Raw genomic sequence first — 14760 nt, forward strand, 5'->3', positions numbered from 1 at the left:
ACCCATGACTGGCCATCTTGTCCCGGGACCCGACCCGGACGGCTCGACGCTGCTCACCACCCCTGCCGTGGAGAGTCTCCTGCGGGCCGCCGTCGACCATGCCGGCGGGCACCTGGACTCCTGGCGGCTGGACCACGTCGACGCCAACCCCGGCCTGTCCACCACCGCGACCTACCTGGCCACCGTCACCTGGTCCTACGGCACCCGGTCCGAACTGCTGGGGGTCAGCGCTCGCAGCTCCGGACCGGCCACCAGTGACGGCAATGCCGAGATCTTCGCCGACGGGGACCGTGAGGTCGCGGTCTGGCTCTACCCGAACGACCCGGACCTGCCCGGCCTGGCCCGCGCCGCCTATCCCGACCGGATGGCCGAGCTCATCACCAGCCTGGGGCTGGTGGGACGGCCGGTGAGCCCGGGGCAGGTGAGTCTGCGGATGATCGGCTACCGGCCGCGACGCCGGGCGGTGGTGCGTGTCGACGTCACCGACCCGCGCCGCACCTTCTACGTCAAGGTGCTGCGGGGAACCCTGTTCGCCGACGTCCTCCACCGGCACCGGATCCTGCTGGACGCCGGCGTCCCGGCCCCGGAGATCGCCGGGACCACCGACGACAACCTGCTCATCCTGGCCGAACTGCCCGGCCGGCCACTGGCCCGGGCGGTCTTCGACCCCGTGGAACCGTGCACCGCCGCGAATCTCATCGGCGTCCTGGACACCATGCCGATCTCGGTCGCGGCACTGGAGCGTCGCCCGCCGTGGAGCGAGGCGGTCAACCACTACGTCCAGATGGTCTCGGCGGCGATGCCCTCCCAGGCCGGCCGGCTGGCCTGGATGTCGCAGACCATCGGTCAGGGACTGTCCGCCATCCCCCGTGGCGAGGAGGCCACCCACGGGGACTTCCATGAGGGCCAGGTCCATGTCGCCGACGGAAGGGTCTGCGGGATCCTCGACGTCGACACCATCGGCCCCGGCCGGCGGGCCGACGACCTGGCCTGCATGGTCGCCCACCTGTCGACCATCCAGCGGATGGACGCCCAGCAGGCCAGCCGGGTGCACCACCTCATCCGCACCTGGGTGCCCGTCTTCGACGAACGGGTGGACCCCACCGAGCTGAGACTGCGCGCCGCGGCGGTGATCATCTCGCTGGCCACCGGCCCCTACCGGAGCCAGGAGCCGCACTGGGAGCACGAGACCGTGATGATCCTGGACGCCGCCGAGGCCCTGGTCCGCCAGGTCGTCTGAGGGTCGCGGGTACCTCGGCACGGAGCCGACCCTCGCCCGGCCGGGGGTCAGCCGACCCCGCCCGGGAACCAGCCGTCCCCGGCTCCGGAGCGACCGGCCGACCCGGCTCCGGATCAGATTGTGACGATATGGTCACGCTTGCCCGCTGCGACCGCTGTTGGGCCACCGTCGGCACGGCAGGTGGTCTACAGTTTTGACCGCCTCGCGTCGGTGACGTCAACGCGACCGCTCCATGATCTTCGTCCTGCTCCAGGAGGCAGTCCGTGAAGAAGAAAGCCCTCGCAGCCTCGGCCGTGTTCTCGGCCATGGCCCTGACCCTGTCGGCGTGTGCCCAGGCACCCGACCAGTCCAGCAGCAGCGCATCCCCGGCCGCGTCGGCCTCCGGGAAGCCTGCCTCCGGCGACTTCAAGGCATGCATCGTCTCCGACTCCGCCGGGTTCACCGACAAGTCCTTCAACCAGACCTCTCTGGCCGGCCTCGAGAAGGCCGCCACCGATCTGAAGATCAACACCGCCAAGGTGGAGTCCAAGGACGACAAGGACTACGCCGTCAACATCCAGTCGATGGTCGACGCCAAGTGCACCATCATCGTCTCGGTCGGCTTCCTGCTCGAGAAGGCGACCGTGGCTGCCGCCAAGGCCAACCCCAACATCGACTTCGCGATCGTCGACTCCCAGCCCGAGGGCGCTCCCTCGAACCTCAAGCCGCTGATCTTCAACACCGCCGAGTCCTCCTTCATGGCCGGCTACCTCGCGGCCGCCCTCACCAAGACCGGCAAGGTCGGAACCTTCGGCGGCATGAAGATCCCCACCGTGACGATCTTCATGGACGGCTACGCCCAGGGTGTCGACTACTACAACACCCAGAAGAAGAAGTCGGTCCAGGTGCTCGGCTGGGACGCCAAGAAGCAGGACGGCCTGTTCGTCCCCCAGCCCAACCCCTTCCAGAACGTCGCCGGTGGCAAGACGACCGCCCAGACCCTCATCAACCAGGGCGCCGACATCGTCCTGCCGGTGGCCGGCAATGCCGGTAACGGTGCTCTTCAGGTGGTGAAGTCCTCGGGCGGCAAGGCCAACGCCATCTGGGTCGACGCCGACGGCTGCAACACCCAGCCGAACTACTGCTCCAGCATCATCACCTCGGTGTACAAGGGCATGGACGTGGCGGTCTACGACGCCATCAAGGCGGCCAAGGACGGATCCTTCTCCGGCACACCCTATGTCGGCTCGCTGGCCGACGGCGGCACCGGACTGTCTCCCTTCCACACCTTCGACTCCAAGATCCCGGCCGATCTCAAGGCGGATCTGACCAAGATCAAGTCCGACATCGGCTCGGGCGCGATCAAGATCACCTCGACGGCCCAGCCCAAGAAGTGACCAGGTACCGCAACTAGCCCGCAGATCACCGGCCGGCCCCGTCGACGAGGCGGGGCCGGCCGGTGATCTGATGGCGCCTCCGGTTCCCGGGTCAGGGGCCGGTCCGACTGAGCGTGGAAGGATCTCCCCGTGGCAGATGTCACAACCCAGGACTCGACGACGGCCCCACCGGTGGCCAAGGGGCTCAGCCTGCGCGGAGTCTCCAAGCGGTTCGGCGGACTGACCGCCAACGACCAGATCGACCTCGACGTCGTCCCGGGGCGGATCCACTGCCTGCTGGGGGAGAACGGGGCGGGCAAGTCGACCCTGATGAACATCCTCTACGGACTCCTGGAGTCCGACGAGGGGTCGATCTACATCGACGGCGTCGAGAAGCACTTCGACAACCCGAAGCAGGCCATGGCGGCCGGTATCGGGATGGTTCACCAGCACTTCATGCTGGTCGACGTGTTCACGGTCGCCGAGAACATCATCCTGGGCCGGGAGCCCTCCCGCGCCGGGGTGCTCGACATGCGCCGGGCCCGCGCCACCGTCCGCGACCTGTCGAGCCGCTACCACCTGGACGTCGCCCCCGATGCGGTGGTGGAGAACCTGCCGGTCGGCGTCCAGCAGCGCGTGGAGATTCTCAAGTCGCTGGCCAATGACGCCCGGTTCCTCATCTTCGACGAGCCGACCGCCGTCCTCACCCCTCAGGAGATCGAGGAGCTGATGGAGGTCATGAGAACCCTGCGCGACGAGGGCCGGGCGATCGTCTTCATCACCCACAAGCTTCACGAGGTCCGGGCGATCGCCGATGACATCACCGTCATCCGTCGCGGTCGGGTGGTCGGCCAGGCCCAACCCCAGAACTCCGAGGGGGAGCTTGCCGAGATGATGGTCGGACGGGCCGTCAACCTGGTCGTCGACAAGGAGCCGGCGCACCCCGGGGACACCAGACTGGAGATCGACCACCTCACGGTGGCCGACGACACCGGGGCGGTGATGGTCGACGACGTCTCGCTGTCGGTGGCCGGGGGAGAGATCCTGTGCATCGCCGGCGTCCAGGGCAATGGCCAGACCGAGCTGGCCCAGGCCCTGCTGGGCACCGTGCGTCCCACCACCGGGCAGATCCGCATCGACGGGGTGGCCACCGCCCAGATGGACCCCGGACAAACCATTCGGGCCGGCCTCGGATTCGTCCCCGAGGACCGCCAGCGCGACGGCTTCGTCGGCGAGTACACGGTGGCCCAGAACCTGGTCCTCAACCATGTCGAGGACTTCGCCCGGGCCGGGAACCTCAGACTCGGACAGATCCACGACAACGCGGTCGCCCGGGTCGAGGAGTTCGACATCCGGACCCCCTCGGTGAATCTCCCAGTGCGCTCCCTGTCGGGAGGCAACCAGCAGAAGGTGGTGCTGGCCCGCGAGCTGTCCCGTGACCTCAGCGTGTTGGTGGCATCCCAGCCGACCCGCGGCGTCGACGTCGGCGCCATCGAGTTCCTGCACAGCCGCCTGGTCTCCGAGCGGGACAAGGGCACCGCGGTGCTCATCGTCTCCACCGAGCTCGACGAGATCGAGGCGCTGGCCGACCGGATCGCCGTGATGTACCGCGGCAGGGTGGTCGGGGTGGTGCCCGCGGGCACCCCGCGCGACGTCCTCGGCCTCATGATGGCCGGCGCAAGCTACCAGGAGGCGCTCGACGGCGCCACCTCCTCCCGGCAGGATGCTGACGGGCACGATCACGTTGAGAAGGTCATCGATGAGCACGAGTGAGACGCCGAACCCCGGACCCGAGGGGTCTGAGAACGCGGCCCCCGAGGAGGTCGCCCCGCTGGACCAGTCCGTGGTGGACAAGGTCCCCACCGACGCCCCGGTCACCAGCCACGAGATCGTCGCCGCCCAGGAGAGCCGGGCGCGCAGCGGGTTCCCGTGGAATGAGCTGTGGGTGACGGTGGCGGCCTTCGTGATGGCCTTCATCGTCTCCGCGGTGGTGATGGTGGTCGCCGACCCGGACATCTCCAAGCAGTGGTCCTACGTCCTCAGCCGCCCCGACGCCATCACCAGCTCCTGGGCGAAGGTCTCGGGCGCCTACGTGGCGCTGTTCCAGGGAGCCTTCGGGTCCTGGACGGCGATCACCGCCACCACCGCCCAGGCGGCCCCGCTGATCTGCGGAGGCCTGGCGATCGGCCTCGCCTTCAAGGCCGGCCTGTTCAACATCGGCGGTCAGGGCCAGGCGATCGCCGGGGCCACCCTCGCGGCGTGGGTGGGATTCAACTTCCACAGCCTCCCGCTGGTTCCCCATCTTGTCCTGGCGATGATCGCCGGACTGCTCGGCGGCGCCGTCTGGGGCGGCATCGCCGGCGTCCTGCGCGCCAAGGCGGGAGCAAATGAGGTCATCGTCACCATCATGCTCAACTACGTCGCCTCCGGCCTGCTGGCCTGGCTGCTCACCACCAGCGCCTTCCAGATGCCCGGGCGCACCGATCCGATCGCCCCGCCGGTGGACTGGGCGGCCACCTTCCCGAGACTGGCCGGGTCCCAGCTCCACCTGGGCTTCTTCCTGGCCCTGCTGCTGGCGGTGGCCACCTGGTGGCTGCTGGACCGCACCAGGCTCGGATTCCACATCAAGGCCGTCGGGGCCAACCCGAACGCCTCGGCGACCGCCGGCATGAAGGTCGACCGGATCATCGCCGTGACGATGATCATCTCCGGTGCGCTGGCCGGATTCGCCGGCGTGGAGGTGGCCCTGGGTCCGATCTCGGGAGCGACCCCCACCCAGCTGTCCATCGGACTGGTCGGATCGATCGGCTTCGACTCCATCACGGTCGCCCTGCTGGGCCGGTCCAGGCCGCTCGGCGTGGTGCTGGCCGGTCTGTTCTGGGGGGCGATGAGCCAGGGCGGCCTGCGGATGCAGGCCCTGGCCCAGACCCCGCTGGACCTGGTGAGCGTCATCCAGGCCGTCATCGTGATGTTCGTGGCCGCGCCGATGCTGGTCAAGACGATCCTGCCCTTCCTCAAGACCGCTCATGACCGACGACGGGAACGCAGCACCAAGCCCGGGTCCGACCCGAAGACGGGAGCACTGGCATGAGCCCCGACAAGATCCGCCTGCCTCGCCCCGCCGAGTCCGACCCGGTGCGCGCCGGGGTGGCCGCACCCCCTGTCCCGGACGGTTCCGGGGACGGTGCCGCCGATGAGATCTCACTGGTCCACATCGAGTCCCGGGAGGCGCGCACCCACCGGCTGTCCACCTCGGTCCTGATCGGTCTGATGGCCGTCGTCCTGCTGTGGTTGACCACCATGACGACCGGCCGGGCCCACTTCTCCTTCGCCGATGCCCTGTCGACCCACAAGCTGGGCACCCTGGGGGTTTCCGGCGTCCCCGTCGTGCTGGTCTCGGGACTGCTGTGCGCACTGGCCGCGGCCGGGTTCTTCCTGGGCCGCTCCCACCGGGCCATCTCCCGGACCTCGGCGGTGGTCGCCGGGGTGACCATCGTGGTCGGTTTCCTCACCTGGGCGGCGGCCGGCCATGAGCTGCCCTTCCAGGTCGCCAGCCAGCTCCAGGGCACCATCGCCCTGGCCACCCCGCTCATCCTGGGCGCCCTGTGCGGGGTGATGTGCGAACGATCCGGGGTCGTCAACGTCGCCATCGAGGGCCAGATGCTCACCGCGGCCTTCGCCTCGGCGCTGGTCGGCTCGATGACCCAGTCGATCACCGCGGCCATCATCGCGGCGGTGATCGCCGGCGTTGCGATGGCGGCCCTGCTCGCGGTGTTCACCGTGAAGTACCTGGTCGACCAGGTGGTGATGGGGGTCGTGGTGAACCTGTTCGCCTCCGGCCTCACCGGCTTCCTCTACAACCAGCTGATGGGCCAGGACACCGAGAAGTACAACACCGCTCCGATCATGGGCCAGATCGCCATCCCAGGGCTGTCGAAGATCCCCTTCGTCGGCTCGGTGCTGTTCGACCAGACGATCCTCGTCTACGTCGCGGTGTGCTGCATCCCGCTGGTCTACCTGCTGCTGTGGCACACCCGCTGGGGACTGCGGGTGCGTTCGGTCGGCGAGCACCCCCAGGCCGCCGACACCGTCGGAATCTCGGTCGCCGGGATCCGCTGGGCGGCCGTTCTGGCCGGCGGCGTGCTGGCCGGACTGGGCGGTGCTTACTTCACGATCGGCACCGTCGGCTCCTTCTCCAAGGACATCACCGTCGGCAACGGCTTCATCGCCCTGGCCGCCCTCATCATGGGCCGCTGGCGGCCGGGTCTGGCCGCCCTGATGGCGCTGTTCTTCGCCTTCCTCACCCAGCTGTCGACCGAGCTGGGACCGTTGGGGACGCCGATGCCCAGCCAGTTCCTGCTGCTGCTGCCCTACCTGGCCACGATTGTCGCGGTGGCCGGGCTGGTCGGTAAGGTGCGGGCCCCGGCCGCTGACGGCGATCCCTTCATCAAGGAGTGACCGATCGCCGCACCGGCGAGGCGGGAGAGCGGAGGATGATGAGCGAGGGAATCGACTGGCAGCGGCTGCACCGGGCGGCGCGGGCCGCCTGCGAGCACGGCTACGCCCCCTACTCCCACTACCGAGTCGGGGCCGCCGGGCTGGTGGACGACGGCCGGCTGGTGGTCGGCTGCAATGTCGAGAACGCCGCCTACGGCGTCACCCTGTGCGCCGAGTGCGGGCTGATCAGCAGCCTTGTCGCCGGCGGTGGCGGGAGGTTGGTGGCGTTCTGCTGCGTCGACTCCTCCGGTACGGCGATCATGGCCTGCGGGCGCTGCCGGCAGCTGCTCTGGGAGCACGGCGGGGCCGGACTTCTGGTCGACACCCCGCTCGGCGTGCTCCCGATGAGCCAGGTCCTGCCCCAGGCCTTCGACATCACCAACCTCGACGCCCGACGTGCCGCCGAGGAGACCGGACACCGCGAGGGGACTCCCGAATGATCACAGCAGCCGCTGACGGCTCCTCCCTGGACAACCCCGGCCCGGCCGGCTGGGCCTGGTACATCGACGACGATCACTGGGCGGCCGGCGGTTGGCCGCGCGGAACCAACAACATGGGAGAGTTGATGGCCGTCCTCGATCTGCTGCGCTCCACCGCCGTCGCCGACGCCGAGGAGCCACTCACCGTGCTGTGCGACTCGCAGTACGCCATCAACTGCTGCACCCGGTGGATCCCGGGCTGGAAGAAGCGCGGCTGGAAGAAGCGCGACGGCAAGCCGGTCCTCAACCGGGACCTGCTCGAACAGCTCGACGAGGCGCTGGCCGGCCGCGATGTCACCTTCGAGTGGGTCAAGGGACATGCCGGCCACCGGATGAACGAGGCCGCCGACCACCGGGCCAGGGCGGCCGCGACCGCCTACCGCGACGGCACCCCGGTCGACGCCGGGCCGGGCATGACCGGCCACGGACCGGTCGCCGAGGAGCCCGACCCGGGCCAGAACCGCGACGAAGGCACCGGGGACGGCTCGAGGCCCGCCGATCAGGGGCAGCGCAGCGACCAGGAGGGCCTGTTCGCGCTGCCGGAGACCCCGCTGACCCCCGACCAGGAGCTGCTGGTCGAGCTGACCCGGCTGGAGCGGCTCACCCTCTCCGATGAGATCCGCACGGACCCGGCCAGGATGGCGGAGTTGATGGCTCCGGACTTCGTCGAGCACGCCGCCAGCGGCCGGCTGTGGACCCGCGGGCGGATGCTGGCCAGCCTCAAACCCCTGGAGGTCCGGCCGAAGTTCGAGGTGCTGGGGCTGATGCACCTGGGTCCGGACACCGTGCTGCTGCGCTGGCGGGAGAGGGGCGGTTCGCGGGTGGTGCTGCGCGCCTCCATCTGGCAGCGCGGTGGCGCTCACGGCTGGCAGATGCGGTTCCACCAGGGGACCCCGGTCCGCTGATCGGTGCCCCCGCGCCGGACCGATAAGCTGGGGCCCATGTGTGCCAACATTCTTGCCGCCGTCGCGTGGCCCTACGCCAATGGGCCCCGACACATCGGCCATGTCTCCGGCTTCGGAGTTCCCTCAGACGTCTTCGCCCGGTTCATGCGCATGTCAGGACACCGGGTGCTGATGGTCTCGGGATCCGACTGCCATGGCACCGCCATCTCGGTGAAGGCGGACCAGGAGGGTCTGACCGCCCAGCAGTGCGCCGAGAAGTACCACCGCATCATCGCCAAGGATCTGCAGGGGCTGGGGCTGTCCTACGACCTGTACACCGAGACGATGACCGACAACCACGCCCATGTCGTCCAGGAGATCTTCCGGACCCTGCACAGCAACGGCTACCTCGTCAAGCACTCCGAGCTGGCCGCCTTCGAGGCCGGTACCGGGCGCACCCTGCCCGACCGCTACATCGAGGGCACCTGCCCGTTCTGCGGCTATGACGACGCCCGCGGCGACCAGTGCGACCACTGCGGACGGCAGCTGGACGCCACCGACCTGGTCAATCCGCACTCCAAGACCACCGGGGCGGTCCCCGAGTTCCGCGAGACCGAGCACTTCTTCCTGGATCTGCCGGCCCTGGCGACCTCGCTGACCGAGTGGATCGACACCCGCACCGACTGGCGGCCCAATGTCCTGAAGTTCTCGCACAACCTGCTCGACGAGTTGCGTCCCCGACCCATCACCCGTGACCTCGACTGGGGCGTCCCGGTGCCTGTGGAGGGCTGGCAGGACAACCCGATGAAGAGCATCTACGTCTGGTTCGACGCCGTGATCGGATACCTGTCGGCGTCCATCGAGTGGGCCCGGCGCAGCGGTCATCCGGAGGCCTGGAAGGACTTCTGGACCGGTGGCCAGGAGCAGTCCTACTACTTCATGGGCAAGGACAACATCGTCTTCCACTCGGTGATCTGGCCCGGCATCCTGCTCGGCGTCGACGGCGAGGGGGACAAGGGCGGGGAGCAGTCCCAGGAGCTCGGCCACCTCGACCTGCCCACAGAGATCGTCTCCAGCGAGTTCCTCACCATGAGCGGCTCGAAGGTCTCCAACTCGCGCGGCGCGACGATCTTCGTCGGTGACTTCCTGCGCGAGTTCGGCCCTGACGCGCTGCGCTACTTCATCGCGGTCGCCGGTCCGGAGAACCAGGACACCGACTTCACCTGGGACGAGTTCGTCCGCCGGGTGAACTTCGAACTGGCCAACGAGTGGGGCAACCTGGTCAACCGGTCGGTCTCGATGGCCTTCAAGAACTGCGGGCAGATCCCGGCCGCCGGCGAGCTCACTGACGACGACACCGAGCTGCTGGAGGCCTCCCGGGGCGCCTTCGAGACGGTGGGGGAGCTGCTCGGCCACGCCAAGTTCAAGGCGGCGATCACCGAGGCGATGAGGATCGTCGGGCTCGCCAACGCGTACATCAGCGCCCAGGAGCCCTGGAAGCTCAAGGACGACTCGGCCCGCCGCGACACCGTGCTGCACGTCGCCCTCCAGGTGGTCAGCGACTGCAACACCCTGCTCACCCCCTTCCTGCCGCACGCCAGCCAGCAGGTCTACCAGGCCCTGGGCGGGGAGGGCATCTGGGCCGCCATGCCCGAGATGGTCGAGGTGGAGGAGAACGGTCGCAGCTACCCGGTGCTGCAGGGCGACTACGCCGCCGAGAAGGCGCACTGGGCCTCCGAGCCGATCGCGGTGGGGCGTCCGCTGTCCAAGCCCTCGCCGATCGTCCACAAGATCGACCCGAAGCTGGCCGAGACCGGCCCCGAGTGGGCGCCGATCAGCACCGACTGAGGTCCCTCGGTCCCCGGCCTCAGATCCGGGTGTTGCTCAGACTGGGTGCTGCCCAGATCTGGGTGTCGGGGGCCAGCGACGCGATCTCGCGGCGGGCCAGCGCCATCCGCATCGGCTGGAATCCCCTCGCCACGGCGCGACCGCGCAGCTCCCGCTCATCCTGGCGTAGCGCCAGTCCCCGCCGGAGCAGGATCGAGGGCTGCTTGCGGTGCTGACGCAGGTCGCGACCCAGACGGCGGGCGAAGTTGAGATCGCGGGGCCGGTCCAGCCAGATCGGCAGCACCGCCAGGCCGGCGGCCCGGCAGGGGGCGAGCAGGTCGGTGGCGAAGATCCCCTCGGCCAGGACCGCCGGGGACCCCGCGGTGCAGATCTCCTGGCTGCCCCTGGTCCGGTTCTCCGAGATGACGTAGTGCGGGGTGACCGCGCGACCGGAGGCCACCAGCCGGCTGAGGGCGGCCACCGCTGCTGCCATGTCCCAGGAGTCGACGTCGTCCCAGTCGACCATGCCGTGCACCCGGGGCAGGTCGGGGTCGTCTCCGTTGCGGTAGAAGTCGTCCAGCCTGACCTGCGGGACCGCGGTCAACCTGGCCAGACGGGACTTGCCCGATCCGGACGGACCGGCCAGCAGGACGATGGTGCACGATGCCACGGCCGGTCATTCTAGCGGTTCGGCGTCACGCCTCCGGTGAGGCCGCTGTGGTGGCCCGCCCTCGCGTTCCCGGCGTGCCGCACCGAATGTCCTGAATGCCCCGCATGGCCCGCGCCGACTGTGCCGGCCGGGCCGCGCGGGGTGGATCACCAGCCGCCGCCACCACCGCCGCCGAACCCGCCGCCTCCGGAGAACCCGCCTCCCGAGGAGCTCGTCGACGAGGTGCCGGCCGCCTCCATCGAGGAGGCCATCGCGGCATTCATGTCGTTGAGTGAGGAGCTGAATCCGTAGGCGAAGCCGGCGTTGAAGGCCATCGAGTCGCCGCCGTACCAGCCGTAGTTGCCGTGGTAGATGCCGCGCGCCTCCAGATCCTGGAAGATCTTCACCCACCGGTCGGCCACCCCGAAGACGGTCGCCCAGGGAAGGTAGCGGGAGAACACGTCGATGCCCTCCTCGAACTTGATCTGGTCGGCCTCGGCGGTGGTCAGGTACAGCCTGAAGCCCTTGATCTGATCGAGCACCGCGGTGCCCTTCGCGGTGCGCCCGGGCGACCTCATCATCCCCGCGACGCCCATCACGATGCCGATGAGCAGCACCGGGACGCCCAGCAGACCCCAGCCCACGAAGGCGCCCGCGACGGCGATCACGACGCCGAGGAGGGCGATGCCCAGACCGGCACCCAGGGACTTCATCCGCAGGGTCATCGGGTCGGTGTCGTACCAGCCGTAGGTCTTCACCGCGGTGTTGAGGTTGCCGGTCGCCACGCTGAGGGTGTTGTTGTCGTGCTGGTCGCGCAGCTGGGCGGTGGTGACGTTCCGTGAGCCGTCGAAGAACATGTCCAGGTAGGTGCGCTCCCAGCTGCGCAGCGTGTCGCCGCTCTGCGGGGTCTGGGTGAAGCTCCAGTCCTTGGTGCGTCCCTTGCGGTCGGCCCCCATCGGGGAGATGGTGAGGTGCCCGCGGACCGCCAGGTCCAGCATCGCGGCCGTGACGTCCTCGGTGTCGGCCGACCCGTCGAGCAGGGTTCCGGCCTCTGCCGGCGAGACGTCGCGCGGCGGCTGGAAGGCCACCGCCACCTCGGGATCCTTGCGTCGCACCTGGACCGGGCCCTCGCCGTTGGGCGGGATGATGCCGGGGGCGACCCCGGCGAACTCGCGGTCGCGGCCCTTGAGGCGGCTGCGCACCGCGACCCAGCCGGCCAGCAGGGCGGTGAGTACGGTGCCGACGGCGGTGGCCGGGTCCAGTCCGAAGGTGTTGCCGGCGTGGTAGCGCTTGGTCTCGCGGGCGACCGCCTTCTCGCTGAAGGTTCCGGCCGGGAAGCCGGCGACCACCTGGAAGGGATCGCGCTTGGCGAAGTCACGGCCCTGGAAGGTGGCGGTGCTGCCCTGCTTGGAGGAGGTGCACGGGGTCTCCTGGAAGCAGGCGGTTCGCTGTACGGCGGCAGGTCCGGTGATCTTGACGTTCGCCTGGTCGATCGGCACGTCGAAGTTGTCGAAGACCCGCCAGTTGAACTCGTCCAGCCCGCTGCTGGCGCTCTTCGGGGCGATCAGTCCGTGCACCGTGAAGGTCACCCGGTAGCGCTGGATCCCGGTGTAGGTGCTGCCCTTGCGTCCGATCTTGAGCTGGACCGCCGAGCTGGAGTCGTTCACCTCCACATTGGCGTTGGCCCCCGAGGGGCTGGTCACCGCGAACTTGGAGTAGTCGATCATCCGCCAGTGGTCCGGGTCGTCGGTGAGGCGCTGCTTCTTGACGAAGGTGAGGTAGGGGCCGCGGCCCTTGTCGTTGTCGAAGTCGAAGGCCATGTCGAGGGTGACCTGGGCGTCGCCGTCACGGTTCACATTCGCGTCGAGGTTGTACTCGGGGATCGACCAGCTGCGCGGGGTGTCGTCATCGTCGGCGCGGGCCACGGTGGTGCCCTGAACGGCCACCGAGGACAGCAGCACCATCACCAGGCAGGCCAGCGCCGCCAGCAGACGATGCCCGTGTCGAGGTCGTGATGGGCCAGGGACAAGGGGATCGTCAGTGTGTGCCATGCGCCCACCATACCGACAGCTGGTCCGCCGCCCCAGCGCCTCGGCGGACCAGCTGTCGGCCGCAGACTCAGTCGGACAGCCCCAGGCTCTCGCTGGCCTGGGCGCGCAGTCGCACCATGTCGGCGTCCAGTCTGTCCTTGGCGGCGGCCAGGTCGGCGGTCGTGGTTGCGGCGTCCAGCCGGACCTCGAGGTAGACCTTGAGCTTCGGCTCGGTGCCGGAGGGACGCGCCACCACGTGGGTGTGCGCGCCGGTGAGCTCGATGGCGTTCTGCCGGGGCAGGCCGGTGTCGGCATCGGGATCGTCGAGGTCGCGGACCGTCACGGGCTCACCCAGCAGCTCGTGCGGCGGGGACTGCCGGAGGCGGTCCATCGCCGCGGTGATCAGTGAGCGGTCCTGGACCCGGACAGCCAGCTGGCTGGTGCGGTGCAGACCGAACTGGCACCAGATCTGGTCGAGTCGCTGGCCGACCGTGAGGCCGTCGCGGCGCAGCTGCGCGGCGAGCTGCCAGATCACTGCCAGGGCGGTGATGCCGTCCTTGTCGGGGACCTTCGAGGGGTCGCAACAGTAGCCGATGGCCTCCTCGTAGCCGTAGACCAGTCCCGGCACCCGGCCGATCCACTTGAATCCGGTGAGGGTGGTGGCGTGCGGCTGGCCGGCGGCGCGGGCCATCCTCGCCAGGCAGGTCGAGGAGACCACCGAGTTGGCGTAGACCCCCTCGACGCCCTGCCCCAGCAGGTGGGCGCCGATCAGGGTGCCCAGCTCGTCGCCGGTGAGCATCCGCCAGTCCCCGTCGATGACGGCCGCGACAGCACAGCGGTCGGCGTCGGGATCGTTGGCGATCACCAGGTCGGCGTGCTCCCGGCGGGCCAGTGCGATCGACAGATCGAGGGCGCCGGGCTCCTCGGGGTTGGGAAAGGCGACGGTGGGGAAGTCGGGGTCGGGGTCGAGCTGTTCGACGACACCGGCGAAGGCGGGCAGGTGGGCGGCTCCGATGAGCCGGTCCACCACCCGGGTGCCCACCCCGTGCATCGCCGTGTACACCCAGCTCAACCGGCGCGGCGTCTGGTCGCTGATCAGGGATGCGGCACGGGCCACATAGGCGTCGATCAGGGCGTCGCCGACCATCTCGATGTCATCGCCCCGGGGGATCTCATCGACCGGGGAGGCGGAGATCCGGGAGATCTGCTCGGAGATCTCGGAGTCGGTCGGGGGCACGATCTGGGAGCCGTCGCCCAGATAGACCTTGTAGCCGTTGTCGGCGGGCGGGTTGTGGGATGCGGTCACCATCACCGCGGCGATCGCGTGGTAGTGGCCGATCCCGAAGGCGGTGACCGGGGTCGGGATCGGGGCATCGGCCAGCAGGGCGTGGAATCCGGCCCCGGCCATGATCTCGGCGGTGTCACGGGCGAAGACGTCGGAGTTGTGCCGGGCGTCGAAGCCGATCATCACCGGCCCCTCGTGGTGGCCGTGCGCGCGCAGCCATGCCGCGAACCCGGCGGCCGCGCGCTGGACGACCACCCGGTTCATCCGGGCCGGACCCGGCCCGAGGGCGGCCCTCAGGCCGGCCGTCCCGAAGGCCAGCGGACCCGCGAAGGCGGCCTCGATCTGCTCGGTCGCCGCCCGGTCCCCCGACAGCGCGCGGTCGCGCAGCTCGGTGAGCTGGGAGCGGGTGGCGGGATCGGGATCCTGGGCGATCCAGGCGTCCACCTCGGCGCGGCGCTGGAGGGACAGGCTGGTCACAGGAGACTCCTTGAGGTCGGGTGCGGGGGAGTGCGCC

11 protein-coding genes are annotated in these 14760 nt (G+C 69.6%); 8 read left to right on the top strand and 3 right to left on the bottom strand.

The window, feature by feature from the left end:
• The first annotated feature begins 4 nt into the window (after positions 1 to 4).
• The 8 genes from H590_RS0106245 to metG all read left to right on the top strand — a co-directional run bounded on the left by H590_RS0106245 (position 5) and on the right by metG (position 10303).
• Positions 5 to 1240 (top strand): phosphotransferase, encoded by a 1236-nt coding sequence (locus H590_RS0106245; protein WP_028702885.1) that lies wholly within the window; start codon positions 5 to 7, stop codon positions 1238 to 1240.
• A 263-nt stretch (positions 1241 to 1503) separates the two neighbouring features.
• Positions 1504 to 2616, top strand: a complete 1113-nt coding sequence (locus H590_RS0106250; RefSeq protein ID WP_161626005.1) for a BMP family lipoprotein — start codon at positions 1504 to 1506, stop codon at positions 2614 to 2616.
• A 129-nt stretch (positions 2617 to 2745) separates the two neighbouring features.
• Positions 2746 to 4368 carry an ABC transporter ATP-binding protein gene (locus H590_RS15265; RefSeq protein WP_051238238.1) on the top strand — a complete coding sequence of 541 codons (1623 nt, stop codon included), beginning with the start codon at positions 2746 to 2748 and terminating at the stop codon, positions 4366 to 4368.
• A complete protein-coding gene (locus tag H590_RS0106260; RefSeq protein WP_036981308.1) occupies positions 4355 to 5686 on the top strand; it encodes an ABC transporter permease in 1332 nt (443 codons plus the stop codon). The genes H590_RS15265 and H590_RS0106260 overlap by 14 nt, the downstream gene beginning before the upstream one ends.
• Positions 5683 to 7053, top strand: a complete 1371-nt coding sequence (locus H590_RS0106265) for an ABC transporter permease (protein WP_028702888.1) — start codon at positions 5683 to 5685, stop codon at positions 7051 to 7053. Before H590_RS0106260 ends, H590_RS0106265 begins: the two co-directional genes overlap by 4 nt.
• Positions 7054 to 7091: 38 nt before the next feature.
• Entirely contained in the window at positions 7092 to 7532 is a 441-nt protein-coding gene (locus tag H590_RS15270) for a cytidine deaminase (RefSeq protein ID WP_036981385.1), read from the top strand.
• Positions 7529 to 8476, top strand: a complete 948-nt coding sequence (locus H590_RS0106275; RefSeq protein WP_028702889.1) for an RNase H family protein — start codon at positions 7529 to 7531, stop codon at positions 8474 to 8476. Before H590_RS15270 ends, H590_RS0106275 begins: the two co-directional genes overlap by 4 nt.
• A gap of 36 nt (positions 8477 to 8512) precedes the next feature.
• The gene (metG, locus tag H590_RS0106280; protein ID WP_028702890.1) at positions 8513 to 10303 is read left to right on the top strand and encodes a methionine--tRNA ligase; all 1791 of its coding nucleotides are present in this window, start codon (positions 8513 to 8515) and stop codon (positions 10301 to 10303) included.
• 19 nt (positions 10304 to 10322) lie between these two features.
• On the opposite strand, the gene H590_RS15275 is transcribed toward metG, so the two are convergent.
• From H590_RS15275 to H590_RS0106295, 3 genes are all read right to left on the bottom strand, one after another.
• Positions 10323 to 10928, bottom strand: a complete 606-nt coding sequence (locus H590_RS15275; protein ID WP_414973664.1) for a uridine kinase — start codon at positions 10926 to 10928, stop codon at positions 10323 to 10325.
• Between the two features lie 170 nt (positions 10929 to 11098).
• Entirely contained in the window at positions 11099 to 12982 is a 1884-nt protein-coding gene (locus tag H590_RS17270) for a DUF2207 domain-containing protein (protein WP_084149315.1), read from the bottom strand.
• Between the two features lie 67 nt (positions 12983 to 13049).
• On the bottom strand, positions 13050 to 14723 hold the full coding sequence (locus H590_RS0106295) for a phospho-sugar mutase (protein ID WP_028702892.1): 1674 nt from the start codon (positions 14721 to 14723) through the stop codon (positions 13050 to 13052).
• Positions 14724 to 14760: the final 37 nt, after the last annotated feature.

The sequence above is a fragment of the Acidipropionibacterium jensenii DSM 20535 genome, from assembly GCF_000425285.1.
GTDB classification, from domain to species: Bacteria; Actinomycetota; Actinomycetes; order Propionibacteriales; family Propionibacteriaceae; genus Acidipropionibacterium; species Acidipropionibacterium jensenii.